The 24,525-nt window shown below is 53.4% G+C and carries 22 protein-coding genes; 9 read left to right on the top strand and 13 right to left on the bottom strand.

Features of this window, described 5'->3' with window-relative positions; all coding sequences use genetic code 11:
* Positions 1-108 precede the first annotated feature (108 nt).
* From ACFE8Q_RS24140 to ACFE8Q_RS24175, 8 genes are all read left to right on the top strand, one after another.
* Entirely contained in the window at positions 109-435 is a 327-nt protein-coding gene (locus tag ACFE8Q_RS24140; protein WP_207328484.1) for an iron-sulfur cluster assembly accessory protein, read from the top strand.
* 125 nt (positions 436-560) lie between these two features.
* Positions 561-1,370 (top strand): sensor histidine kinase, encoded by an 810-nt coding sequence (locus ACFE8Q_RS24145; RefSeq protein WP_375448004.1) that lies wholly within the window; start codon positions 561-563, stop codon positions 1,368-1,370.
* A gap of 7 nt (positions 1,371-1,377) precedes the next feature.
* Positions 1,378-2,034 carry a response regulator gene (locus tag ACFE8Q_RS24150; RefSeq protein WP_375448005.1) on the top strand — a complete coding sequence of 219 codons (657 nt, stop codon included), beginning with the start codon at positions 1,378-1,380 and terminating at the stop codon, positions 2,032-2,034.
* 173 nt (positions 2,035-2,207) lie between these two features.
* Entirely contained in the window at positions 2,208-2,900 is a 693-nt protein-coding gene (locus ACFE8Q_RS24155) for a hypothetical protein (RefSeq protein ID WP_375448006.1), read from the top strand.
* Positions 2,887-4,551: a S8 family serine peptidase gene (locus ACFE8Q_RS24160; RefSeq protein WP_375448007.1), complete on the top strand. Its 1,665-nt coding sequence runs from the start codon at positions 2,887-2,889 to the stop codon at positions 4,549-4,551. Before ACFE8Q_RS24155 ends, ACFE8Q_RS24160 begins: the two co-directional genes overlap by 14 nt.
* A 42-nt stretch (positions 4,552-4,593) precedes the next feature.
* Entirely contained in the window at positions 4,594-6,339 is a 1,746-nt protein-coding gene (locus tag ACFE8Q_RS24165; RefSeq protein WP_375448008.1) for a hypothetical protein, read from the top strand.
* Positions 6,339-6,881: an O-acetyl-ADP-ribose deacetylase gene (locus tag ACFE8Q_RS24170; protein ID WP_375448009.1), complete on the top strand. Its 543-nt coding sequence runs from the start codon at positions 6,339-6,341 to the stop codon at positions 6,879-6,881. Before ACFE8Q_RS24165 ends, ACFE8Q_RS24170 begins: the two co-directional genes overlap by 1 nt.
* 95 nt (positions 6,882-6,976) lie before the next feature.
* On the top strand, positions 6,977-7,918 hold the full coding sequence (locus tag ACFE8Q_RS24175; protein WP_375448010.1) for a cation diffusion facilitator family transporter: 942 nt from the start codon (positions 6,977-6,979) through the stop codon (positions 7,916-7,918).
* A gap of 56 nt (positions 7,919-7,974) precedes the next feature.
* On the opposite strand, the gene ACFE8Q_RS24180 is transcribed toward ACFE8Q_RS24175, so the two are convergent.
* From ACFE8Q_RS24180 to ACFE8Q_RS24215, 8 genes are all read right to left on the bottom strand, one after another.
* Positions 7,975-8,544, bottom strand: coding sequence for a hypothetical protein (locus ACFE8Q_RS24180; RefSeq protein ID WP_375448011.1), 570 nt, complete (start codon positions 8,542-8,544; stop codon positions 7,975-7,977).
* A gap of 42 nt (positions 8,545-8,586) precedes the next feature.
* Positions 8,587-10,347: an ATP-binding protein gene (locus ACFE8Q_RS24185; RefSeq protein WP_375448012.1), complete on the bottom strand. Its 1,761-nt coding sequence runs from the start codon at positions 10,345-10,347 to the stop codon at positions 8,587-8,589.
* 85 nt (positions 10,348-10,432) lie between these two features.
* Positions 10,433-11,557 (bottom strand): sensor protein KdpD, encoded by a 1,125-nt coding sequence (locus ACFE8Q_RS24190; RefSeq protein ID WP_375448013.1) that lies wholly within the window; start codon positions 11,555-11,557, stop codon positions 10,433-10,435.
* Positions 11,558-11,601: 44 nt separating this feature from the next.
* Positions 11,602-12,777, bottom strand: a complete 1,176-nt coding sequence (locus ACFE8Q_RS24195; RefSeq protein ID WP_375448014.1) for a porin — start codon at positions 12,775-12,777, stop codon at positions 11,602-11,604.
* A 241-nt stretch (positions 12,778-13,018) separates the two neighbouring features.
* On the bottom strand, positions 13,019-13,582 hold the full coding sequence (locus ACFE8Q_RS24200; protein WP_375448015.1) for a K(+)-transporting ATPase subunit C: 564 nt from the start codon (positions 13,580-13,582) through the stop codon (positions 13,019-13,021).
* A gap of 155 nt (positions 13,583-13,737) precedes the next feature.
* Positions 13,738-15,804 carry a potassium-transporting ATPase subunit KdpB gene (gene kdpB, locus ACFE8Q_RS24205; RefSeq protein WP_375448016.1) on the bottom strand — a complete coding sequence of 689 codons (2,067 nt, stop codon included), beginning with the start codon at positions 15,802-15,804 and terminating at the stop codon, positions 13,738-13,740.
* 98 nt (positions 15,805-15,902) lie between these two features.
* On the bottom strand, positions 15,903-17,618 hold the full coding sequence (gene kdpA, locus ACFE8Q_RS24210; RefSeq protein WP_375448017.1) for a potassium-transporting ATPase subunit KdpA: 1,716 nt from the start codon (positions 17,616-17,618) through the stop codon (positions 15,903-15,905).
* A gap of 132 nt (positions 17,619-17,750) precedes the next feature.
* The gene (locus tag ACFE8Q_RS24215; protein WP_375448018.1) at positions 17,751-17,852 is read right to left on the bottom strand and encodes a potassium-transporting ATPase subunit F; all 102 of its coding nucleotides are present in this window, start codon (positions 17,850-17,852) and stop codon (positions 17,751-17,753) included.
* Positions 17,853-18,256: 404 nt separating this feature from the next.
* On the opposite strand from ACFE8Q_RS24215, the gene ACFE8Q_RS24220 reads away from it, so the two are divergent.
* Entirely contained in the window at positions 18,257-20,227 is a 1,971-nt protein-coding gene (locus tag ACFE8Q_RS24220) for a KUP/HAK/KT family potassium transporter (RefSeq protein WP_375448080.1), read from the top strand.
* 342 nt (positions 20,228-20,569) lie between these two features.
* Here the strand turns inward: ACFE8Q_RS24220 and ACFE8Q_RS24225 are convergent, their stop codons facing one another.
* The 5 genes from ACFE8Q_RS24225 to ACFE8Q_RS24245 all read right to left on the bottom strand — a co-directional run bounded on the left by ACFE8Q_RS24225 (position 20,570) and on the right by ACFE8Q_RS24245 (position 24,460).
* Positions 20,570-21,133 (bottom strand): DUF4256 domain-containing protein, encoded by a 564-nt coding sequence (locus ACFE8Q_RS24225; RefSeq protein WP_375448081.1) that lies wholly within the window; start codon positions 21,131-21,133, stop codon positions 20,570-20,572.
* A gap of 56 nt (positions 21,134-21,189) precedes the next feature.
* Positions 21,190-21,555, bottom strand: a complete 366-nt coding sequence (locus ACFE8Q_RS24230) for a DUF2200 domain-containing protein (RefSeq protein WP_375448019.1) — start codon at positions 21,553-21,555, stop codon at positions 21,190-21,192.
* A gap of 23 nt (positions 21,556-21,578) precedes the next feature.
* Positions 21,579-22,343 (bottom strand): type I methionyl aminopeptidase, encoded by a 765-nt coding sequence (gene map, locus ACFE8Q_RS24235; protein ID WP_375448020.1) that lies wholly within the window; start codon positions 22,341-22,343, stop codon positions 21,579-21,581.
* A 22-nt stretch (positions 22,344-22,365) separates the two neighbouring features.
* Positions 22,366-22,833 carry a hypothetical protein gene (locus ACFE8Q_RS24240; RefSeq protein ID WP_375448021.1) on the bottom strand — a complete coding sequence of 156 codons (468 nt, stop codon included), beginning with the start codon at positions 22,831-22,833 and terminating at the stop codon, positions 22,366-22,368.
* 274 nt (positions 22,834-23,107) lie between these two features.
* Entirely contained in the window at positions 23,108-24,460 is a 1,353-nt protein-coding gene (locus ACFE8Q_RS24245; RefSeq protein ID WP_375448022.1) for a sigma-54-dependent transcriptional regulator, read from the bottom strand.
* Between the last annotated feature and the right edge of the window lie 65 nt (positions 24,461-24,525).

Here is a 24,525-nt window from a genome sequence, read left to right on the forward strand (position 1 = left end):
CGTGTTTGCTATGAACTTTTCAGCAAGCCCGAACCGTTTTTATAGAAAGGAGTGATGGATTATAGACCATTGTTCCGCAGACATTTTTCATACATATTCACTGATGTCATGGTAACGGTAACGGAACAAGCCAAAGATAAGATTGTTGAACTGCGCCGGAAAGACGGCCTTACCGATGACTTTGCCATTCGGGTGGCGGTGCAGGGTGGTGGCTGTTCAGGGCTGATGTATGAACTTCAGTTCGACACAGCTCAGCAACCGACCGATCACATTGTTGAAGACAAAGGCATCAAGATATACGTAGACCGTAAAAGTCTGCTCTATCTGGCTGGCACTGAGCTTGATTTCTCGGATGGCCTGAACGGAAAAGGATTCCAGTTTAAGAACCCAAATGCATCGCGCACCTGTGGCTGCGGCGAAAGCTTTGCGGTGTAAACCAGACCGTTTACACTATTTTTCATACCGAATACGTGAAGTGACCGCCCTAAAGTTGTAATACGCAGGGCGGTCATTTATTTTTAGCAGGCTACTACTGTCTCCTATCGGTCTTGGATCCTCACATGAAGCTATACATAGCCGTAGGTTCGGCGATGTTATTGATGATGACCATGTTCATCATCCTCTTCGTGGCATTTTACCAAAACCGGCAGGTACGTCACCAACTGGAACTGAATGAGCTGCGTGAAGCCTATCGCAAAGAACTCATGGAGGCTACATTCAATGGGCAGGAAGTGGAGCGACGACGATTGGCCCGCGACCTTCACGACGAGATTGGCACTATGCTTTCGGTGACCAAACTGAGCCTGAATCAGTTGGAACGGAGGCTGAACACAACTCCTGAAAATAACCTCCAAGTTCAGAAAACGCGATCATTGCTCGACGAGACCATGAGCAACGTCCGCCGGATTAGCCGCGACCTGGTGCCTACCACCCTCGAACGGTTTGGCCTGCTGGCCGCCATTGAGGAACTGACAGAGAAAGCCAGTGGCCCCGATGTGGCTGTATTGCTCGAATCGCCCAACTCGCTGGAACGGATTGCCCCCGCCCAGGAACTGATGTTCTACCGCATTGCGCAGGAGCTCATCAATAACGCCATTAAACACGCCGGTGCCACGCAGGTCGATGTGCAGTTTGTGTACCTGGACGACTCAGTTCGTATGTCGGTGCTCGATAATGGCAAGGGATTTGACTACGACGAGGCCGTGAAAGACCGGCGCAGTGGCCTGGGTCTTCGTAACATCGAAAGCCGGTTATCAGTTGTAGATGGGCATGTTACCTTTGATGTAGCACCCGGACGAGGCTCCCGGATTCACGTTCAGACGCGCCTCTACACGGTAATTACAGAAGAAGCGGTACCCGCAACGGTATAAGACAGACATGGCAAAGATCAAATTAGCACTTGTAGACGATCATAACCTATTCAGACGGGGTATCGCCTCGATTCTGGGTCAGGTGGCCGATTTTGAACTGGTGCTGGAAGCCAGCAACGGACAGGAATTCATCGACAAAATTCCCCGGCGCGTCCCCGACGTTGTCTTACTCGACCTGCAAATGCCAGTGCTCGACGGAACCGCTACCGCCGATTACCTCCGCGACAATTACCCGCTCATCAAGATCATCGTGCTGACCATGCACGACGAAGACCGGATGGTGCTGCACTTGCTTGAAAAGGGCGTGAGCGGCTACCTGCTGAAAGATTCGGACCCCGACGAGGTGGAAAAGGCCATTCGGAAAGTGATGGACGAAGGCGTGTACCTCAACGAGTTCGTGTCGCGGGCGATGTTGCGGAAAATGACCAACAAGACAACCGTGGTGAAACAGTCGGCCCTGTACAACAGCAAAATATTACTGTCGGAACGGGAAAAAGAAGTGCTGAAGCTCATCTGCGAAGGCATGTCGACGGCCGAGATCAGCGACAAGATCTTCCTGAGCCCCCGAACCGTGGAAGGGCATCGCCTGCGGATTCTGGAAAAAACCGGCACCAAGAACACCGCTGGTATGGTAGCCTACGCCTTCAAAAACGATCTGGTCTAAGTCGCACAGAGCACCAGCCCTGTAGTAAGTTGAGTCTGGCTACTTAATGAACTCTTTCAAGAATTGGGTTATTTGACCACAGGGCTGGCGCCCTGTGCAACTTTGACAAAACCATTGTGAATTGAGGTGTAATGGATGAACTTTGTACAGGCCCTTTGCCTGCTGTTTCGTCCATGCTTCGTTCCGCTCCCCTCCTTCTCGCTCTTTGCTGGTTACTACTGCTTTCCTGTACGTCGTCAGACATGGCACCAGCCAACACCGGTAGCGATTATATGCCCCTGACCACCGGGCGTTACATTATTTATGACGTTACAGAACAGCGTTTTTCGCTCACGGCCGCGCCCGTCACCACCACGTATCAGTTGAAAGAAACCGTTGGGGCCAGCTACACCGATGTGACGGGCCAACCCGCGTTCCGGCTGCAACGCTACCGACGAACCAACACGCAGGCTCCCTGGCAAACCGATTCGCTCTGGACTGCCCGCCTCGATAGCCGCATGGCTGTACGCACCGAAAACGGAGCCGATTATGTTAAACTCATTTTTCCTCCCGCCGACCGGAGCCGGTGGAATGGCAACCAGTTCAATCAGTTTGCGGACGATACGTACGAGTTGCGAAACGTGAACCAGCCGTATGCGGTGGGCGCGCAGCCCTTTGCTGAAACGGCTACGGTTGTGCAACAAAACGACTCAACGCTTGTTTCGCAGGATAAACGCATTGAGGTGTATGCCCGGCAGATTGGGTTGGTATATAAAGAAACGGTTCAACTCCAGTTCTGCTCGTCGAGTCCGGCCTGCGTGGGAAAAGCGCAGATCGACTTTGGCGTTCGCAGGTACGTTCGGCTAGCAAGTTATGGCACGGAATAACCCCGCCCAACTACTCGTTGCGGCCACCCTGATGCTTATCTGTGCCCTCTCTGCGGCCAATCCGGCGCGGGCACAACGCGCTAGTCAGTACCTGCTCCTATTCCGTGATAAAGTCGGAACGTCGTTCCAGATAGACAAGCCGGAGACATTTCTGTCGCCCCGGTCGGTAGCCCGTCGGCAGCGGCAGCAGATTGCGATAACCGAACGCGATTTGCCCGTGTCGGCCACCTACGTGCAGGGATTACGTCAGGCGGGGGCGCGTGTGCTCTACACCTCACGCTGGCTCAATGCCGCGCTGGTCGAAGCCACGGCCGCGCAACTTCCTGCCCTGCTGGCACTTCCCTACGTACAGGGGCTGGAAACGGGCCGCGTACTGAACAATGCCCGGCTTGATGCCGCTGTAACCCAACAGGCTACCGAACAGCGGATCAGTAAGTTTGGACAGGCGGCAACGGTGCCCGCCTACGGACCAGCCGATTTTCAACTCAGGCAATTGGGCGTCGACAAGATGCATGACCTGGGGTATCATGGTGAAAATAAGCTGGTTGCTATTCTGGATGCGGGTTTCCTGCGCGCCAATCGGGTTCCGTTTCTGAACTCGCTTTTCACCGAGAACCGCGTGCTGGCCACCTATGATTTTCCCGATCGGGAAGCCGACGTATATGACGACGACGAACATGGCCTGAACGTGCTATCGATCATGGCCGCCGAAGCACCGAACCAACTGTATGGCCCCGCTTACAAGGCAACGTACCTGTTGCTACGAACGGAAATAGCCGCCAGCGAAAACCCCGTTGAAGAAGCCTACTGGCTGTTTGGTGCCGAATACGCCGACAGCACCGGGGCCGATATCATCAACTCATCATTGGGCTACACGACCTTCGATAACCCCGCCGACAACCATACCTACGCCGACCTGACAGGCTCCAAAACGCTGGTTAGCCGGGCCGCTACCTGGGCCGCCAATGCCGGTATGGTCGTGGTGGTATCGGCTGGCAATGAGGGCAATAGCGCGTGGCGATACATTGGCGCCCCGGCCGATTCGCCCGGCGTGCTGAGTATAGGGGCCGTTGACCGCAACGGCACGTTGGCCCGGTTCAGCTCGGTTGGGCCAACACCCGATGGCCGACTGAAACCGGATTTGGTGGCGCTGGGGCAGGGAACCACCGTAGGTACGTCGGCGGGCGGCATCAACAGCAGCGGCAACGGCACCTCCTTTTCGGGGCCATTGGTTGCCGCCCTCGCCACTGGTTTCTGGCAGGCCTACCCAACGCTCAGCGCTACACAGGTCCGAAACATCCTTCGGCAGTCAGGCTCACAGGCCGACCGGCCCGATGTTCAGTATGGCTATGGGATTCCCAACTTCGAGCGGGCCACCACCCTGGCCAATGCACAACAGACACTGGCCATTTTCCCTAATCCACTGTCAGATGCTGACCTCCTGACTGTGACACTGACCGACAACGAATTAAGCCAGCCAATCACGATTCGGCTGACCGATCTGGCGGGACGGACGGTGTTACTGCATAGTTATGACAACGGACAGAACGGTCTGCTTAACTTCCAGACCACTGGTTTGCAGGCCGGTATGTACCTTTTGTCGGTATCGACGCCAAACCATATACGAACAGTACGCCTGTTGAAACGATAGAAGCGGTAAATTTGTGGTAATTAGTCCACTTAACCGCCTGAAATGCTTTCTTCTCCCACCTCCTCCCGTTTGTCGGCATCCACAGAGTCACTGCCTTCCAGTTGGTGGAGTTACCTGACCGTTGGCCTGGCGATCGGCTTTGGCTGCTGGGTCAGTTTCGTGCAGCCACCTGACGGGGGCTACTTTACAACCGACGAGCAGTTTATTGCTGATTCGGGCGTATTTATGCTCTTTGGAGCCACGCCCCGCTGCCTCGACTGGCCCGGCATTCCAATGGTACTGGTGTTTTACCTGCTCGCCCTGGGCAAATGCCTCATCAATCTCGTAGGCGCAGCGCAGGCGGGTGGCCTGTCGGCGGTCGGCGTGTTCGAGGTCGTCGATAAAACAGCTTATGCCTACCTGCTCGACCGGGTTCCGCTGATTATGGCAGGTCGGTTTGTGCAGATCATGCTGGTTGGCGGGCTGCTGCTGTGGGGCGTTCGAATCATTCACAAGGCCAGTGCCTCACTCTTGCCGACGGTCCTTCGCCTGCCACTGGTCGTGATCCTGTGTTTGCAATATGATGTACTTGTCAGCACCCCGATCATCCGGCCCGAAGCGTTGAGCTACGCTTTGTTTGCGGTAGCCAGCCTGCTGATTCTCTTTGGCGAATTCCCGGCGCGTTCATGGCGGCAACCAACCGTGGTACTGCTACTGATTGCCCTGCTCATCAGCCAGCGACTACTCTTTTTATTCACCTTCCCGTTTCTGCTCGGGGGGCTGCTCTTCCGAATGGGCTGGAGCTGGAAATGGGCGCTGGGGCTGCTGGCCGGACTGCTGGTGTCTATGCTGCTGACGATGCCTTTTTTATGGACCGACTCATTTGTCCTGCTCAAAGCATTTGCCGGCGGAATGCTCATGAAAGTCAGCGGTAAACAAACGTCGTTTTTCAACTGGGGGTACGTCTCCGAGATGGTCTTAACGGCACCAACGGTCTGGCAGTTGCTTTTGCTGCCCATCGGCGCAGTGGTTTTCTGGCGCTGGTACCCCAACCGGGGTGTGGCCGCGCTCTTAATCAGCAACCTGGTCCTATTGACTATCTCTATTTTCCACTCGTCGACTATTTACATCACCCATACGCTTCCCCTTCGGGCTATGGGTGTGTTCCTGCTGGCCTACGCCGGCTATGGGGTATACCATGTTACTCACCGCCGGTGGGCACTCTACGGGCTGGCGGCCTTGCTGGCGTTGTCGAATTTTACCGAAAGCGTACTCTTGGAAGTTGATTTACTGCGTCCTTCGATGCTTTGGCAAACAGCTAATTTCCTGAAGACACTGCCTGCCAATACGCCCGTTCTGCTTAATCCGGAATTCGACAATGTTATACCCCGAAGCCGTGAAACGCTCCTGCGCGAATTGCAGTCCGTTACTAATCAGGCCCTTACTCAGGCGAAATACGACAGGCAACTCAACGGCCTGAACGGTCCGAGTGGCAGAGCAACACCGGTATCTCTCCAAACTTCCCTGTCGGAAGATGAACGGCTGGCTATTTTGGAACGGCAGATACTGGCCCAGTATACCCCTCCGAACAAATATGTTGATGTAACGTTTTTCGATACGGCAGTGGGGTTTGTCAATTACTTCATTGATCAGAAAGTGGCGTTTGCCGATTTCGAGAAGGGCAAGTACACGTACCTGATCACGCATGATGCACAGCTAGCGTATCCACGCGTTAGGCAGTTCGACCAACCCTCGCATGTCGAACCTTTTTACGTCTATAAAACCCCTGCTCAGTCAGCGGCACCCTGATGGAACGTACCTACGAACGCCAATATGCCAACGTGAAACTGACCCTCATTCAGGGCGATATTACCAAACTGGCCGTCGATGCCATTGTCAACGCGGCCAATAGCAGTTTGCTGGGCGGGGGCGGTGTAGACGGGGCTATCCACCGGGCGGCAGGCCCCGACCTGGTGCATGAATGTCGGCTGTTGCACGGCTGTAAAACCGGCGACGCCAAGCTCACAAAGGGCTATTGGCTCCCTGCCAGGTACGTTATCCACACGGTAGGGCCGGTTTGGCAGGGCGGTACGCAGGGCGAGCCCGAGTTGCTGGCAAGCTGCTACCGCCGGTCGATGGTCGTTGCCGAACAGCACGGCCTGAAAACAATAGCCTTTCCAAACATCAGCACGGGCATCTATGGGTATCCCAAAGCCGACGCCTGCACGGTTGCCATCGAAACGGTTACAGCCACGCTTGAATCAACCCCGACCATCGAACAGATCACGTTTGTCTGCTTCGATACCGACAATTATGCGCTTTACGAACAGGCTCTTCAGGCGCTGGCCTGAGCGCATGGATGGCCCGGCCTAAACATTTGCGGATAGACCGCCGTTGGTTTACCATCCAGTCATAGACGACTGTCTACGACGACGTACTTTCTGCTATGCCTGCTTCTAAAACACCGATCTACAGTGCGTTGATTGCCAACGTGGCCATTGCCATTACGAAATTCATTGCCGCCAGCATAACCGGTAGCTCGGCCATGATTTCGGAAGGCATTCACTCCCTGGTCGATTCGCTGAACGAAGTGTTGTTGTTGCTCGGCATTCAACGCAGTAAAAAACCCGCCGACGACCGGCGACCGTTCGGGTACGGAAAGGAGCTTTACTTCTGGGCATTTATCGTATCTATCCTGATTTTCGGCGTGGGCGGCGGGGTATCGTTCTACGAAGGCATCACCCACTTGCAGCACCCGGAAGTGATCGAGAACCCGATGTGGAACTACATCGTGCTCGGCATTGCCTTTCTGCTCGATGGCTTCTCGTTTATCACGGCCCTGAGGGAATTCAACCGGCAGCGGGGCAGTCAGCCGTTTTGGGCAGCCGTGAAACGGAGCAAAGACCCGTCGACGTTTGTCGTACTCTTTGAAGACGCCGCCGACGTACTGGGCCTGATCGTGGCGTTTCTGGGCGTATTCCTGGGTCATCAACTCGAAAATCCGTACTTCGATGGCGCAGCGTCGATCATTATTGGCCTGATCCTAACGGCCGTTTCGGTCGTGTTGGCTCGCGAAAGCCGTGGCCTGCTGATGGGCGAAAGCGTGGAAAGCGACAAGCTGCGTCAGATGCTTACTCTAGTCGAGCAGGACGAGGCCGTGGTTAGGGTGTTGCGTTCACCTTCCATGTACATGGCCCCCGAAGAGGTTATTCTGATGCTGGTGGTCGACTTCCATAACGCGCTATCGACCAGTGATATCAACCAGGCCATCAATCGGATCAGGGCGACGGTGCAGCAGGAGTTTCCGATCGTGAAACAGTTGTTCATCGAACCCGGCGAAGACCCCTCGCTTCTGGCGCAGCCGCAGAACGAAGTGCTGGCTTCCTGATGAAGTTACTGGCACATCGTAGGTTGCTTCGCGCCGAGCAACATAATACCGAAACATCACTCCGGTGAAATAGCCCCTTCAAAACCGATCGTCATGGGGTTCTTCAGGTCTTCGGCCTGACGAATACCATCGGGCTGGAGCAGTACGTTACGGCACTTAACGTATAAGAATCCGTTCACCTTCGAGACGGTGACTGTACCAGCCCCATTATTCCCTTTCCAGTTCCGTATTTCGGTTTTGGTGATATCAGAAAACGAAAGTTCTACCTTTTTCTGGGCAGGATCGGCCGTTTTGCTGACCTGATACGTACCTACGGCTGGGGCATCGGTGCCAAAATTCAGCGTCATCACCCGGTTTTGACCCGATTCAACGGCCGTAAACGTTTGCATTATTCGGTGGAAACCGCCCTTGAACCCGTACGCCGTTTTGGCAGCATTACTGACTACCGCCCGCACTTCGCCGAAATTATACCAGCCGTCGGGTCCAGCATAGAGCTTGCTTTTGGGGTTTGAATAGCGGTCATCCCGTGCTTCAGGGGCCTTGCCCCAGGTATCATTTTTGGCGGTCTGTGCGTAGGCGGTAGCGGTAGCCAGCAGGCAAATGGCAACGAGTAGCGTGCGTTTCATGGTCGTGTGTTTAGGTTGACAAGATAGCAGATAGCCAACAACTTAACTAGCTTCCACCGGCAGTGTGAACCAGAACGCGGCGCCATCAGTCACGGTAGTATCCAGACCGATCTGGCCGTTCATACTCTGAATAAACTCGCTCGAAATAGCCAGGCCCAGGCCGGTACCGCTGGGCTGTCCATTGGTGCCCGGAGCCCGGAAATAACGGTCAAAAACCCGGTCGCGGTGTTCGGGCCGGATACCCGCGCCCCGGTCACGTACCCGGAACTCGACACCCTGCGTAACCGGCCGGGCCGTGACGTCGATCCGGCTCTCATCGGGGGAATGACGCACGGCATTTGACAGGAAATTGACCAGCACCCAGGAGGCTTTGTCAGGGTCGGTACGTACCTGGGGCAACACAGCCGGCAGGTCGATGTGCAGCTTGATCTGCCGTTGCGCAGCAGCCACCCGAAGCGCATTTACGGCGTAACTAATAATATCACCGGGTGCTACTGGTTGCAAATTCAACTGTATCTGGCCGGTTTCAACCTGCGCCATATTCAGCAATTCACCCGTAATGGACAGCAGCCGGTCGGCATCATCACGTACATTCGTGACCAGCTCTTTCTGCTCGTCATTCAATTCACCAACCCGCTGATCATCAAGCAGTTTAAGACTCATTTTAATGCTTGCGATGGGCGTTTTCAGTTCGTGCGAAACGGTGGCGATGAAGTTTGTTTTAGCCAGATCAAGTTCTTTATAAGACGTCACGTTTTTCAGCACGATCACGTACCCGGCCCGCACAGGCTGCACATCGCCCGTACGCACAATGTCGACCGGCTGGGTTTGTCGGGTGAAGTAACTTTCCTTGTCTCCGTCATAGATTTTCAACAGGCTCGCTTCACCGGTGGGGCTGTTCGGCGCTTCCTGGGTACGTTGTAAAGGCGGCATCACCTCCTGAATGAGCGTTCGCATCAGATCGTTGGCGGCGGCAATATCGGGCGCATATTTGCCCAGCAGTTCCGATTCGTTCAGCCCCAGCAAGCGGCTCGCCACCTGGTTGACGAAGAGAACATACCGGTTCTGATCCAGCCCGATAATGCCATCCGACATGATCTGAATCAGGGTTTCGATGCGTTTCTTCTCGAACAGAATCCGCGCCAGGTTCGAGTGTTCATACTCGTCCAGCTTCTCGGCCATCCGGTTGAATGACCGCGCCAGTTCGCCAAATTCATCGCTCGACTCCACATGCAGCCGCTCCTCGAAATTGCGGTTCGTCACCTGTTTAATGCCCTGCGTCAGCTCGCGCAGCGGCCGGGCAATGTAGGCCGGAAAATTGATGGTGAACGACAACACGATCAGGAAACAGACCGTACCGACCACCGCCAGCCAGACCAGGGCATCATCGGCGGTTTGTTTGGCCACTTCATTCTTCCGCACCATCGCCTGCCCGTTGATGTCGTCCAGTCGAAACAGCGTTTGCAGCATTCGTTGCTTTACCGCTTCTGTGTTTCCCTCTTTCCTGAACTGATTAAATTCCCGGCGCAGGGTGGCGGTCACTTCGGCTTCACCAACCTCCGTAATGTTGGCTTCCTGTTTTTTTAAGTTTCGGTCAAAATCGGCCACAGCATCGGCGTCGGGTAACCGGGGCAGGGCCCGCTGCATACGGCTTGAGTATTCGAACGACACGTAGTTATCCCGTAAAATAGCCTGCGAATCGTTGGCCAGTTGATTCAGGTAATAACCGCCCAAGCCGCCCATCAGCAAAATAATGGCGAACATAAAAGCCAGTGCAAGGAATATCTTGGATTGGAGGTTCATGGGAGTAAGGCGTCTTCTGTCCTCAGTTTTCTATTGCGCTGCCTGGGTACGTTCCGTTCTTTTAGCGAAGCAACAGAAGACAGCTTTATGAAAGAATAATCAAATCAACGTCGGAGTCGGAGAGCTTGTTGAGGAGGCGGTTAAAGGCGTTTGTCTGGATGATGATCTGCATCAGATTCAAATGTGGTTTACCAATGCAGACCGTCGTTACCTTGCGTGTTTCAACTTCGGCCATGATGCAATCTACAATGTTACTTCCCTTCGATTGAATAACCTCAGCGCCCAGTTCGGTGGCTAATTTAAGGTTATTGATCAGGTGGCGCTGCACATCGAGTTTGATCCGGTCGGGGCTTTCGGCGGGGGTTTGTACATACAGCACATACCAGCGCGAATTGTAATAGCTTGCCAGCCGGGCCGTTTTCCGAATGACCCGCCGGGCCACGTCCGGGTTGCTACTGATCGACGCCATAAACCGTTCATGCCGGGAGTTACCCGACAACGGCATCGCCATGTCTACCTTTCGCTCCACCTGCCCCGCTACTTCCTTCAGTGCCAGTTCGCGCAGTTGCAGGATTTTGTCGGCCTGAAAGAAGTTGGCAAGAGCGGTTTGCACTTTCGCCGGGTCGTAGATCTTTCCTTCCTTCAGGCGGGCAATAAGCTCATCGGCGGTAAGGTCGATGTTCACCACCTCGTCGGCAATCTGCAACACCCGGTCTGGCACCCGCTCCGTTACATCGATGCCCGTAATAGCCCGCACCTCATCGTAGAGGCTTTCGATATGCTGGATATTCACTGCCGAGATTACATTGATACCCGCGTCGAGGATTTCGATGACATCCTGCCAGCGTTTTTCATTTTTCGAGCCGGGAATATTCGTATGCGCCAGTTCATCCACGATCACCAGTTCGGGATGCGCGTTGATGATGGCCTGCACATCCATCTCGTCGAGTTGCCGCCCTTTGTAAAACAGCGTTCGGCGGGGAATCATCGGCAGGCCAGCTACCAGCGCTTCGGTTTCGGCGCGGCGGTGTGTTTCAATAAACCCGATCTTTACGTCAACGCCGTTGCGGAGCAGGCTATGCGCTTCCTGCAACATCCGGTACGACTTACCCACGCCCGCGCTCATGCCAATATACACCTTGAACTTCCCCCTCCGCGACTCGCGGATGAGGTTCAGAAATCGGTCAGCATTTTGGTCGTTGGGGTTCATGTAGCTTTGTTAAATTACACCGGGTTTCACCCGGTGTAACCAAGTTAAAAATTTACTGCCAAGCTCGTTGTCAAACTCGTATTGATACGGCTAATGCTGCTTTTACTGGCAAAAATCGGGTCTTTGCTGTCATATACTTTCCCTTCGACACGAAACAGCGCATTGGGCAGCATGGCATAATCGTAACCCAGCGAGTAGCCAACGGTCTTGAACCCGTTCAACGTACCTGTACTGATAATCACCCCGTTGGGGTCGTTGTAATAGTCCACGCGGCCATTCACGTAACTCCGGTCCGACGTTTTATAGCGGGCAATCACAACGGGCGAATACCAGACGTAGCTGCCCCCACCGTCGACCCGAGTATCGGACCCGGTATGAACAACCGGTTTACGATCGGCCCCAATATCGAAGCCGAGGATCACGCCAAACCGCCCGCCCGACGGTCCGCCGCCCGGATTGATAATGGCGTAGAAGTTATTGAAGAACCGCCCTTGTTTCAGCGAATCGGGCCGGTCGGAGCCAATAAAACTGCTCCAGTTCAGCGTTACTTTCGATGATGGCCGGTACTGCACCTGCGTACTGATGGATGGGCCACTGTAGCCGTCCAGCTTTTTGATCCGCTGCCAGCCATTGAGCACCGATCCCAGCAGGGTCCATTTGCCATTTCCTGAGTTGTAGGTCAGTTTGGCCCCCGACAGGTAGTAGGGTGAGTTCTCGGCCAGCATGCTCCGGGTCAATGTCCAGCAGTCTTTCGAGATAGCACTTTCAAAACCGATATGCGACGCAAAAATGCCCGCATCGAGCCACAGATCGTGATCTTTCGACAGCTTCACCCCGGCATTGGCCTCGAAAATGTTCTGCACCAGCGTCTGCTCAGCGGCGTAGTTGTATTGGGCGTAATTACCCACTTGCAGCGCCAGATTACCACGTACCCGGTCGCTGGCATACGCGGCTTTCACGAACGCCAGATTAATGTTTACCTCCCGATTACGGCGGTGGTTATATAAAAATCCGGGGCGTTCCTGGCTGGTTTTGGGTGCCGTGAAGTCATGCGAATAATACGCTTCGACATACCCGGAAATGGTCAGGCCCGAATTAGGAGCCGAAACGTCGGACCGCGCCGAGGTGGCCGTAGTATCTGTGGTTTGGGCAGCACTATCCAGGTACGTTGTCGACAGCACTACAGCGGTTATTGTTGAGAAAAGTGTATTTTTTTTCATGGTAGTGGCCTGTTTATAAGGCCGTTGTTTTGTTGTACCCGAACCGGAATTTTACTGATTTTAAGAGTGATGACGGTGCTTGATGAATTGCTTCGCAAGTCGTGCCCTTCGACAAGCTCAGAGTGACACCGGGGTGGCGAACCACTACCGACCAGGGTCGTCATTCACCTGCTTGAGTGAGTTGTCACCCTGGGCTTGTTGAAGGGCCACGCGACAGCAACCTACAGCGTCAAGCCACAACTCACTTCAGTTCGTCAAGCGCCACATTCAGGGCCAACACATTCACCGTTGATGGGCCGAATAAACCTAGAAGAGGCCCTTTTGTGTGCTCGTCGATCAGTTGGTTCAGGCGTTCGGTAGCCAGACCACGCACTTTTGCAATGCGACGTACCTGGATCATAGCCGCTGCCGGCGACAGGTCAGGGTCCAGCCCAGAGCCCGACGCGGTAACCAGTTCAGCCGGAATCTCCGACTTCTGTACACCCGGATTATGCACCACAAACGTATCGATACGGGCCTGTACCGCTTTCAAATAATCGGGGTTCGATGGCCCTTTGTTCGACCCCGCCGAACTAGCCGCGTTGTAATCGACCGCCGACGGACGCGAATTGAAATACCGGTCTTCGGTAAACTTCTGGCCAATTCTGGCGTAGCCAACTACCCGGCCCTTGACCGTAACCGTTTCGCCCGCGCCGCCGCCCGGAGCCAGTTTAGCAATGCCAGCTACTACGAGCGGATAAATGACGGAAGTAAGAATAAGCAGGGCCACCGTTAACCGGATGGCTGGAGATAGGTGATTTTTCATAAGAGAAGTGTTATTTGCTTCGCTGTCATTAAGTGGGCATTAGCTTCGCGTCATTAGGTAGTCATTTATTGCTGTTACTAATGACGATGAATGACTACTTAATAACTACCAATGACCACTTAATAACAGCGAAGCGAATGACTATTAGTGACGTTTTAGACAAAAAGCCCCACGACTAAATCGAGGATTTTTATACCGATGAAGGGAGCAACCAGGCCGCCGAAGCCGTAGATAAACAGGTTGCGGCGAAGCAGTGCCGAGGCACCAATGGGTTTGTATTCAACCCCGCGAAGGGCTAGCGGGATCAGCATCGGAATGATGATCGCATTGAAAATCACGGCCGACAAAATAGCCGACTCGGGGCTGTGCAGTTTCATTACGTTGATCGCCTGCAAGGCCGGAATACTGCCCACAAACAGGGCGGGCACGATGGCGAAATACTTGGCTACGTCGTTGGCAATAGAGAAAGTCGTTAACGTACCCCGTGTAATCAGGAGCTGTTTCCCGATCTCAACCACTTCAATCAGCTTGGTTGGGTCGTTGTCGAGGTCGACCATGTTGCCGGCTTCCTTAGCGGCCTGCGTACCGGAATTCATTGCCACCCCCACATCGGCCTGCGCCAGGGCGGGTGCGTCGTTGGTTCCGTCGCCCATCATCGCCACCAGTTTGCCGCCCGTTTGCTCGTTGCGGATATACTGCATTTTATCCTCCGGTTTTGCTTCGGCAATGAAATCATCAACACCCGCTTTCTCGGCGATAAACCTGGCGGTCAACGGGTTATCACCGGTGACCATTACCGTTTTTACGCCCATTTTCCGCAGTCGCTCAAACCTCTCGGCAATACCGGGTTTGATGATGTCCTGCAACTCCACCACACCCATCACGCGCTCATTCTCAATCACGACCAGCGGTGTTCCGCCGTTTCCCGCAATTTCTTTGGCTTTAGCGTCCGTTTCGGCGGGAAATGGATTCCCCGCCTTTGTCACGATGTTCCGAATCGAATCCACGGCTCCCTTACGAATCCGCAGCGAGCCGCCATCCCGCGCCGCATCGGGCATATCAATCCCTGACGAGCGCGTTTCGGCGGTAAACTTGATCATCGTTGACCCGGTCGTGCTCAGGCCCCGCGTAACGTCGGTCCCGGCCAGTTCCACGATCGACTTTCCTTCGGGCGTTTCGTCGGCCAGCGAACTCAGGGCCGACGCCCGGACCATTTCGCTTTGGTTGATACCTGGAGCCGCGTAGAAGTGAGTGGCCTTGCGGTTACCAATCGTGATCGTACCCGTTTTGTCGAGCAGCAGCACGTCAATGTCACCCGCCGTTTCAACCGCCCGTCCCGACTTGGCAATGACGTTGGCGCGCAGGGCGCGGTCCATACCCGCAATGCCAATGGCCGACAGTAGTCCGCCAATGGTGGTCGGAATCAGGCAGACAAACAGCGATATCAGGGCGGCTACAGTAATGGGCGTGTTGGCGTAATCGGCGAAGGGTTTCAGGGCTACGCAGACGATGATGAAGATGAGCGTGAAACCCGCCAGCAGGATCGTCAGCGCAATTTCGTTCGGCGTTTTCTGCCGCGATGCCCCTTCTACCAGTGCAATCATCTTGTCGAGAAACGACTCGCCGGGCTGGGTAGTCACGATCACTTTAATCTTGTCAGACAGCACTTTCGTGCCACCCGTCACCGATGATTTGTCACCACCGGCTTCCCGGATCACCGGGGCCGATTCGCCCGTAATAGCCGACTCGTCGATGGTAGCCAGCCCTTCGATAATCTCGCCGTCGGACGGGATGATATCGCCGGTTTCGCAGAGAAAAATATCCCCTTTTTTGAGCTGTGCCGATGAAATCAACTGTACCTCATTGAGCGTCATTTCGCCCACTTCGCGAATCACTTTGGCGGGTGTTTCCTGCCTCGTTTTCCGCAGCGATTCGGCCTGGGCTTTCCCGCGTGCTTCGGCAATGGCCTCGGCGAAGTTGGCAAACAGCACCGTAAGCAGCAGAATGGCCGTAATTACGCTGTTGTAGGCCAGTGTGCCCTGGGTTCTATCGCCCGAAAAGGCGATATAGATCGTAACGGCCAGCATGATCAGCGTACCGATTTCGACCGTAAACATCACCGGATTCTTGATCAGAACCGCCGGATTCAGTTTAGTAAACGACTGTTTTATTGCTGTCCCCACCAGTTCACCCTGGAATAGGGAAGGTTGTTGCTTTGCCATAATTTTTATTGTCATTAAGTAGTCATTCGCTTCGCTGTCATTGGTGGTCATTCCTTGCTTTACGATAAATGACTATCAATGACAGCGAAGCCAAATGACTATTTCAAGCTGAAATATTCGGCCAGCGGACCCAGCGCAAGCGCGGGGAAAAACGATAATGCCGTGATGATGATAATGACCGCGAAGGTCATCAGGCCAAACGTGGGGGTGTCGGTCGGCAACGTACCTGCGCTTTGGGGAACGAACTTCTTATCGGCCAGCAGACCGGCAATCGCTACCGGACCAATGATGGGAATGAACCGCCCGAAAATCAGGACAATACCCGTGCTGAAGTTCCAGAAGAAGTTATTGTCGCCCAGCCCTTCAAACCCCGAACCATTGTTGGCGTTGGCCGAGGTGAACTCATACAGCATCTCCGTGAAACCGTGATAACCAGGGTTATTCAGCCAGGCCGATGGTTTCACCGACCAGCCTGCGTCAGGATAATTAACCGTGATCCAGGCGGCAATGGCCACACCGCCTTTCACCAGCAACGTGCTAAGCAGGGCCACCATCGAGGCAATCTTGATCTCCCGCGCTTCTACTTTACGTCCGAACAGTTCAGGCGTGCGGCCCACCATCAGACCCGAAATAAAGACGGCGATGATCAGGTAGTAGTAGTAGTTCAGAAAACCAACGCCGCAACCGCCGTAGAACGCGTTGGTCATCATGCCCAGCAACTGCATCGTACCCGACAGGGCCATCGACGAATCGTGCATGGAATTGACAGAACCCGTAGAAATGATCGTGGTCACGATGCTCCAGTAGGCCGACGACAGCGGCCCAAACCGGACTTCCTTGCCTTCCATCGCCCCCGTTGGCTGCATCACACCCAGTTGCGCCAGGGCCGGATTACCATGAAATTCCGTGATCAGCGTTGGGATAACGAGCAGCAGAAAACCGCTGGTCATCACGCCAAATACGATCCACGAAAACCGCTTGCGATTGATCATGTACCCCAGCGCGAAAAGCATGATGATCGGTAGCATCACCTGCGCAATCAGTTCGGCCATGTTGGTCAGGTAGTTCGGGTTCTCCAGCGGGTGAGCCGAGTTTACGCCAAAATAACCGCCCCCGTTGGTGCCCAGGTGTTTAATGCCGATCAGTGCTGCCGCCGGTCCGCGCGACACGTTGACGGTGTCGCCCTGCATGGAAATGAATTGGTCTTTCCCATCAAAACTGGCGGGCGAACCGTTAAACACCAGAATCAAGGCCAGCAACAGCGAACCCGGCAACAAAATGCGCGTAATCGCCTTGGTGAAGTACACGTAAAAGTTGCCCGACAGATTCGTTTTTTCGGGCAAAAACGCCCGCACAATCAACACCAGCGCGGCAATGCCGGTAGCGGCCGACACAAACATCAGGAAGTTGATCACCCCCAGTTGAGTCAGGTACGTTAGTCCCGTCTCGCCGGAGTAGTGCTGCAAATCGCAGTTCACCATGAAGCTGATTGCAGTGTTAAAAGCCAGATCCGACGTCATCGACGGGTTTCCGTCGGGGTTCAGCGGCAAACTTCCCTGCGAGATCAGCAGCACAAAGGCGTAGACGAACCAGACGGCGTTGATAGTCAGCAGAGCCACCAGGTTCTCTTTCCAGTTCATGTCCCGCGAGGCATCGACACCCCCGATTCGGTAGATGAAGCGTTCGATGGGAGCCATGAAATCGAGTGCGTTTGGTTCGCCTCTGAAGATCTTGCCAACGACTTTTCCAAGTGGAATAGCCAGCAGCAGCGTAATCAGGTACGTTACCACAACGCCAAATAATTCGGTGTTCATAATGATAGTGTCATTTGTGGTCATTGAGTGGTCATTCGTTGTCATTAGGTAGTCACTCGTCGTAGGCAGTCAATGACTACGAATGACAATGAATGACCACTCAATGACGCGAAGCATAATGACAGCGAAGCGTTAAAATTTCTCTGGTCGAATCAGCACGTACAGCATGTAGGCAAAGACCAGCAGTGAGATGATAAACAGGATTGTGAGCATGGCTAAACTTTTTCGAACCATTCGATGGCTTTGTAGAAAATGGCGAAGCAGAGAAACGCGGAGAGAAGCAGAAGCAATGACGTACCCATGAGGTCAGTTGATAAGTGGTTAATTTGATTTCAGCAGGGGTATGCCAAAAAGCGATCCATCTACGCCAAAAAGATGATCATTTTAAATTAATTAGCTACTAGTCAGACAATTGAAGTAGTCTACAGGATTTATTGGCTAGCTCTGCAACTGCTCATTTTTTCATTTTGAAAACGCTTTTTTATCGTTTTGGAAAAAAGCCGGTGCTAAAACCCAGGAAATACGGTTATTCGCTCATTGGCACGATATTCGGATAACCATTGGTGTATTGCTTCGCGCTACGTACCCAACCCAAACAAATACCCCCTTTGAGCAACCACTCTCGTAACATTGACCGCATGACAGCGGCGGGCCTTTTAGTAGCCGTTGGCATTGTCTTCGGCGATATTGGCACGTCGCCCCTGTATACGTACCGCGCCATCATTGAGGACCGAGTCGTCGACGAAACCCTGGCGCTGGGTGGCGTATCAGCCATTTTCTGGACGCTCACCTTCCAGACCACACTCAAATACGTATTGCTCACACTCCGGGCTGACAACAACGGCGAGGGCGGCATCTTTTCGCTTTACACGCTCATCCGGCGGTATGCCAGGTGGCTGCTGTTACCGGCTATTGCGGGCGGTAGCTTCCTGATCGCCGACAGTATCATTACCCCGCCCATCTCTGTATCGTCGGCCATTGAAGGCCTGCTACCGCTTTATCCCGACTTGCCTACGGTGCCTATTGTGCTGGTTATCATCTTCATACTATTTGCGGCGCAACAGGCCGGTACCGATACGCTGGGCAAAGCCTTTGGCCCGATCATGACCGTCTGGTTCACCATGATTGGGCTTATGGGTGCCTTCCAACTGGCTCAAAATCCCGGCGTAATTCGGGCACTCAACCCCATGTACGCCTACAACATGATCGTGAATTACCCCGACGGTTTCTGGCTGCTTGGGGGCGTCTTTCTCTGCTCAACCGGGGCCGAGGCACTCTATTCCGACATGGGGCACGTGGGGCGGCGAAACGTACAGGTATCCTGGGGCTACGTCAAAATATGCCTGATCCTCTGCTACTTAGGCCAGGCCGTGTGGCTGCTCGATCATACCGGAAAGCCACTAGGCAACCTCAATTCGTTCTTCGGCCTGGTGCCCGACTGGTTTTTGCTGCCCAGCATTGGCATTGCTACCCTAGCCACGATCATTGCCTCGCAGGCCCTTATCAGCGGCACATTTACGCTGGTATCAGAGGCGTTCCGGCTTACGCTGCTGCCCAAAATGCGTATCGTTTTCCCATCCAACGCGCGGGGACAAGTCTACATTCCGGCCTTCAACTGGCTGCTGATGGCGGGCTGTTTCATGGTAGTGCTGTACTTCCGCGAGTCGAAAAACATGGAGGCAGCATTTGGCCTGTCCGTCAACCTGACCATGCTGACCACGACCGTGTTGCTGGGCATGTACCTCTACGCCAGAAAGCGGGTCAACGGCCTGATCGTGTTGAGCCTATTGCTGATTTACTTCTTTATCGAAGGTGGGTTTCTGGTGGCCAACCTGCGCAAATTCACGCATGGCGGCTGGGTATCGCTCCTGTTGGGCCTGGTCATGGTCACCGTGATGCTGGTTTGGTACAATGGCAGCCGCATCAAACGGCGGCTCACGCGATTTGTCAGCCTGCGCGATCACCTGCCCATTATGAGGCAACTGAGCAACGACGCCGACGTACCTAAATACGCTACGAATCTGGTATACCTCACAGCGTCGCCGCAGCACCAACTCGTTGAAGAACATATTCTCGACTCTATTCTGGAAGGCATGCCCAAGCGAGCCGACGTGTACTGGCTCATCCATATCGAACTGGTCGACGAGCCCTACACAACAGAATATGCGGTTGATATTCTGGAAGCGGAAGACGTGGTCCGCATCACGTTTAAGCTGGGCTTCCGGGTGCAGCCGCGCATAAACCTGCTGTTTCGGAAGGTGGTGGAAGAGATGGTGCGTTGTCACGAGATCACGATAAAGCCAAAATACCGGCCGCTGAAACCAAACCCCAACGCCATCGGCGATTTCCGGTTCATCGTCATCAACCGGTTCCTCTCCTACGAAAACGACCTGACCCTGATCGAGAAGTTCATCATGAACGGCTATTTCGCACTGAAACGCATCAGCCTCGCCGACGAAAATGCCTATGGTCTCGACAGCCAGAACGTAGCCACCGAACAAATTCCGCTGGTCGTCAACCCCGCCGATTACATCCGTTTACGACGCGTGCGAAGCAAGGGAGACGTGGACGAAACGTTAGACGGACTGAACATGGCTGCGGGTGTGTAGGTAGTTGATCAGTCCTCACTGCTGCAAGCGCTTTTGGTAGTGTCCATTCGTTGAACCGTACGTTTTAGAAAGATTGAGTACCTTTTAACTCTCTTCGTAACGACTGAGCAAAGCGAGCAGTGAACAAATAAACGATATCAGGGCACAGGCGGTTCTAACAAAATTCAGCGTTACCCACCTGTTTCGAATAGCTGCAGATGGCTGCAATCTTGTAGAATTTTACCCGTTCAGAGGCCGACTCTCCAGGAAGGCGGGCGGCTTCGGGTTGTTGCGGTGGAAGGACGTACCTGCACCTGGGTTCTATGACACCGCGCGCTCATCTCAACTAGCTGGTTAGGGACTCTATACGCTCAGTGAACCCCGGAATCCGCGGGCAGCATAATACGACTGGGCACCGTTATGATACACAAAGACCTGGCCGTAGCGGAAATCAGCGAAGAGAGCACCGCCCAGCTTTCTAACCGCAACTGGCGTGTTCAGCCAGCTCGACGTTTTTGCATCGAACGTACCCAGGCGCTGCAAAGCTCGGTACTGGTCTTCGTCCAGCAGGTCGATGCCCATGTCGGCCGCCATGTCAACCGCGTTATGTTCTGGCCTATTATCTTTCCTGGATTCCAGTCCCTCAAGGTCGTAACAACAGCTTCGGCGGCCCTGCGGACTTTCGGCTGAACAGTCGACAAACAGGTACTCACCCGTTTTCTCATCATAGCCAACTACATCAGGTTCACCGCCCGTTCGCTCCATGTCATAAAGCGATCCTAGTTTGTCGGGACTGGCTTCCAGCTTCGTCTGTATGGGAGCCCAGCTCAGCCCTTCGTGTCGCCGGCTGTTCTTCTCGAACCGGGCCTGGATGGTAGAGAGCAGTGCATCGCGAAGACTAGCTGATAATTCTTTTTTGATAGACATGGGCATAACTGATAGTGTTGTTAGTGAGTTTTTTCCACAAGAAAATCTTTATAATGCTAGCTGACCCGCAAAATCTTTTCCAGTTTACGCCCTTTCGCCAGTTCATCCACCAGCTTATCCAAATACCTTACCTGTTGCGTCAACGGGTTCTCAATAGCTTCTATCCGATAGCCACAAATTACACCCTTAATAAGTGCAGCATTCGGGTTTACAGACGCATTCCGAAAGAACGTCTCGAAGGTCGACTTCTCATCAATATGCCGTTGCAACTCATTGTCAGTATAGCCAGTTAGCCACTGAATGACCTGGTGCAAATCTGCTTTTGTCCGTTCTTTCTTCTCAACTTTTGCCAAATAATGTGGGTATACAGAAGCAAACGTCATTTTTGCAATACGCTCATCGTGGCTGCTCGTCATGTTCATACCGTTGGATTCTGTTGTTTACTTTACGTCCATATGTCGTTCATTGCTGTCAGTATAAGTGGCTTACCGTCGGTAACAACGATAGTATGTTCGTGTTGCGCCATAAAACCACCCTTATTACCAACCATTGTCCAGCCGTCCTTCAATGTTTCGGCATAGGTAGACGTCGTTGAAATAAATGTCTCAACCGCCACGACCGAATTTTTTCGGAATCGGGCAAGATTAGATCGGTCTCTGAAATTAGCTATTTCGCTGGGTTCTTCGTGAAGGCTTCGCCCTATGCCATGCCCTGTCAAATTCCTGATGACTCTGTAGCCTTTTTTCTTTGCTTCTGTTTCAATCAACGCGCCAATATCAGCAATGCGAACCCCGCCTTTTATTGAATGAATGGCCTTATGTAGAATCTGCTTCGACGCCTCAATGAGCTTCCTGTGTTGGTTTACGTCCGTTCCCAACACAAATGAACCTCCGTTATCAGACCAGAAACCGTTCAATTCTGCCGACACATCGATATTGATTAAATCACCTTCCTTCAACACGCACTTATCAGACGGTATGCCGTGGCAAAATTCATTGTTTACGCTGATGCATGTCCAGCCTGGAAAACCATACGTCACGTAAGGCGCTGATTTGGCACCCAGTTCAGTAAGCAATTTCCCACCGTAAGTATCCAGCTCCTTTGTCGTCATACCCGGCCGGGCATAATTCCGCATTTCTTTCAGCGTGAGCGCAACGGCTTCGCTCGCCTTTTGCATGCCGATCAACTCTGACTCCCTTGTTATTGACATCGTTGTGTTCCAGTTTGTTGATTCAGGCCATCCCCGACATAGTCGCTATGAAATAGTTCGACGCATAAACGCCTAGTAAAATCAGTAACGTATCCTGTGGTTTTTCGTCATAGGTGATTTTGTAATTATAGTGCCATTTGCTCCAGTTAAACGTTGGATCAAAAAGCACTATCTTTTTTTCGTCTTTATCCTCTATAACAAATTTATTGTAAAACGTACCTATCGCTTTTAATACAAATTCTTGTCCGTTCTGAAACGCAATAACAATTTGTCCGCGCCAGTTCATAGTTAAGGTAGCTATATCTGCTCCGCCTCTGGTCACGGAAATAGTAGTACCAAAAATACCAACGGACTTAATTTCGTACACGTCAGACGTAGCCAGTTTAATTTCTGCGCTGAACGAAAAAATACTTTTGTAAATGATCTCCCCAAGTTGTTTTCCATTATCTACAAGTTGAAACGTCTTTTGGTCTGTCGAATTCGCTTCCATCCTATTCGTTTAAAAATGCATTTTTCAGTTTGCTCCAGTCTACCTGCTGTCGGTAAATAGAATTATAGTTGACTGTTTGACATTTTTTTGTCAGCGTGGCCTTTAATGTGTCGAGGGGAGTATGGCCGGCCTGAGCCAATGCGTTGGTCAGGAAGAAGGTAAAAAGTAGTGTGCATGTGAATCGTAGCATAGCAGAACCAGACAACCTTCAACAACCGAAACGCCAAACGTACTCTTCGCCAATATACCGGAATAAGGCGTGTCAACGGGCAGACTACCCATCAATTCCGTATTCCTGTATCTTCCGGTATAGGGTCGTCAGGCCGATGCCGAGAAGGCGGGCGGCCTCGGGTTTCTGGCCGTTGGTGTGGCGCAGCACGTACCTGATATGCTGCTTCTCGATAGTGGCCAGATCGAACGTACCTGCGGCTGATATCCCACCTGTTTGCAGATCGAAAGGCAAGGTGCCGGGCGTGAGTTCGGTCGATCCGTCATCACAGGAGTCAGACAGAATCACGGCGCGCTCGATCACGTTTTTAAGCTCGCGGATGTTGCCCTTCCAGGTGTGCTGTTGCAGTTTCTGTACAAAAGCAGGGCTAAGCCGTAGATCGCGCTTGCCAATTTTAACGCCCACCTGCCGGGCAAATTGGGTTGCCAGTTCGGCAATATCCTGCAGACGGTCGCGGAGGGGCGGCAATTCAATCGTGAAAACCGAAAGGCGGTAGTACAAATCGAGGCGAAAATGACCGGCAGCAGCCTCCTGTTCCAGGCTGCGGTTGGTAGCAGCAATCACCCGCACGTCGGTTTTGGTGGGTTTGGTATCGCCCACACGCAGAAACTCGTGGGTTTCCAGCACACGCAGCAGCTTGGCCTGCAAATCGAGCGGCATCTCGCCAATTTCGTCCAGAAAAATAGTGCCTTTGTGGGCTTCGGCAAATAGCCCTTTCTGGTCGCGGCTGGCCCCGGTAAACGCCCCGGCGCGGTGGCCAAACAGCTCGCTTTCCAGAATGTCTTTGCCCAGCGCCCCACAATTGATCGCCACGAACGTACCTGATCGCCGGGGACTGGCTCCGTGAATAGCCTGCGCAAAAACCTCTTTCCCCGTCCCCGTTTCGCCCGTCAGCAACACGGTGGTATCGGTCACGGCTACCCGCTGCGCCAATGAAATAGCTTGTTTTATGGCGGCAGACGTACCCATGATCTTCCCAAAATCGGTTCGCTCACTGATCTGTGCCTCCAGCCTGCGTACCCGGAACTGCAACTGCGCTTTCTCGACTGCCCGGCTCACCAGCGGAATAATCCGGTCGTTGTCGTCGCCTTTAGTAATGTAGTCGAACGCGCCGTTTTTGATGGCCGTTACGCCGTCGGCGATGGTGCCGTAGGCAGTTAGCACAATCACTTCGGTGGCGGGGTACAGTTGCTTGATCTGCGCCGTAAGTTCAATGCCGTTCCTGTCGGGCAGTTTTACATCGCTCAGCACCAGGTGCACATCTTCCCGTTCGAGTGTTTTCAGACCAGCGCGGGCATTTTCGGCTTCCAGCACCGTGTAGCCTTCCAGGCTCAGAATGCGGGCCAGTAAACTGCGAAGCCGGGCTTCATCGTCGATAATCAGGAGTGTAGCGGGCATAGCATAAACGGGGATCGAAGGCAATGCCAAAATTGGACTAAAAAAGCCGTGCCCACTAACGCTGG

The sequence above is a fragment of the uncultured Fibrella sp. genome (assembly GCF_964250085.1).
GTDB lineage: Bacteria > Bacteroidota > Bacteroidia > Cytophagales > Spirosomataceae > Fibrella.

Excerpts from the sequence above, each read along its gene's own strand:
- ACFE8Q_RS24150 (WP_375448005.1), top strand. The coding sequence starts at position 1,378 with ATGGCAAAGATCAAATTAGCACTTGTAGACGATCATAACCTATTCAGA.
- ACFE8Q_RS24190 (WP_375448013.1), bottom strand. The coding sequence starts at position 11,557 with ATGAACCCCAACGACCAAAATGCTGACCGATTTCTGAACCTCATCCGC.
- ACFE8Q_RS24170 (WP_375448009.1), top strand. The coding sequence starts at position 6,339 with ATGGAACGTACCTACGAACGCCAATATGCCAACGTGAAACTGACCCTC.
- ACFE8Q_RS24240 (WP_375448021.1), bottom strand. The coding sequence starts at position 22,833 with ATGGAAGCGAATTCGACAGACCAAAAGACGTTTCAACTTGTAGATAAT.
- ACFE8Q_RS24180 (WP_375448011.1), bottom strand. The coding sequence starts at position 8,544 with ATGAAACGCACGCTACTCGTTGCCATTTGCCTGCTGGCTACCGCTACC.
- ACFE8Q_RS24220 (WP_375448080.1), top strand. The coding sequence starts at position 18,257 with ATGACAGCGGCGGGCCTTTTAGTAGCCGTTGGCATTGTCTTCGGCGAT.
- ACFE8Q_RS24160 (WP_375448007.1), top strand. The coding sequence starts at position 2,887 with ATGGCACGGAATAACCCCGCCCAACTACTCGTTGCGGCCACCCTGATG.
- ACFE8Q_RS24245 (WP_375448022.1), bottom strand. The coding sequence starts at position 24,460 with ATGCCCGCTACACTCCTGATTATCGACGATGAAGCCCGGCTTCGCAGT.
- ACFE8Q_RS24215 (WP_375448018.1), bottom strand. The coding sequence starts at position 17,852 with ATGGTTCGAAAAAGTTTAGCCATGCTCACAATCCTGTTTATCATCTCA.
- ACFE8Q_RS24155 (WP_375448006.1), top strand. The coding sequence starts at position 2,208 with ATGCTTCGTTCCGCTCCCCTCCTTCTCGCTCTTTGCTGGTTACTACTG.
- ACFE8Q_RS24200 (WP_375448015.1), bottom strand. The coding sequence starts at position 13,582 with ATGAAAAATCACCTATCTCCAGCCATCCGGTTAACGGTGGCCCTGCTT.
- ACFE8Q_RS24140 (WP_207328484.1), top strand. The coding sequence starts at position 109 with ATGGTAACGGTAACGGAACAAGCCAAAGATAAGATTGTTGAACTGCGC.
- kdpA (WP_375448017.1), bottom strand. The coding sequence starts at position 17,618 with ATGAACACCGAATTATTTGGCGTTGTGGTAACGTACCTGATTACGCTG.
- ACFE8Q_RS24225 (WP_375448081.1), bottom strand. The coding sequence starts at position 21,133 with ATGTCTATCAAAAAAGAATTATCAGCTAGTCTTCGCGATGCACTGCTC.
- ACFE8Q_RS24145 (WP_375448004.1), top strand. The coding sequence starts at position 561 with ATGAAGCTATACATAGCCGTAGGTTCGGCGATGTTATTGATGATGACC.
- map (WP_375448020.1), bottom strand. The coding sequence starts at position 22,343 with ATGTCAATAACAAGGGAGTCAGAGTTGATCGGCATGCAAAAGGCGAGC.
- ACFE8Q_RS24175 (WP_375448010.1), top strand. The coding sequence starts at position 6,977 with ATGCCTGCTTCTAAAACACCGATCTACAGTGCGTTGATTGCCAACGTG.
- ACFE8Q_RS24195 (WP_375448014.1), bottom strand. The coding sequence starts at position 12,777 with ATGAAAAAAAATACACTTTTCTCAACAATAACCGCTGTAGTGCTGTCG.
- kdpB (WP_375448016.1), bottom strand. The coding sequence starts at position 15,804 with ATGGCAAAGCAACAACCTTCCCTATTCCAGGGTGAACTGGTGGGGACA.
- ACFE8Q_RS24165 (WP_375448008.1), top strand. The coding sequence starts at position 4,594 with ATGCTTTCTTCTCCCACCTCCTCCCGTTTGTCGGCATCCACAGAGTCA.
- ACFE8Q_RS24185 (WP_375448012.1), bottom strand. The coding sequence starts at position 10,347 with ATGAACCTCCAATCCAAGATATTCCTTGCACTGGCTTTTATGTTCGCC.
- ACFE8Q_RS24230 (WP_375448019.1), bottom strand. The coding sequence starts at position 21,555 with ATGAACATGACGAGCAGCCACGATGAGCGTATTGCAAAAATGACGTTT.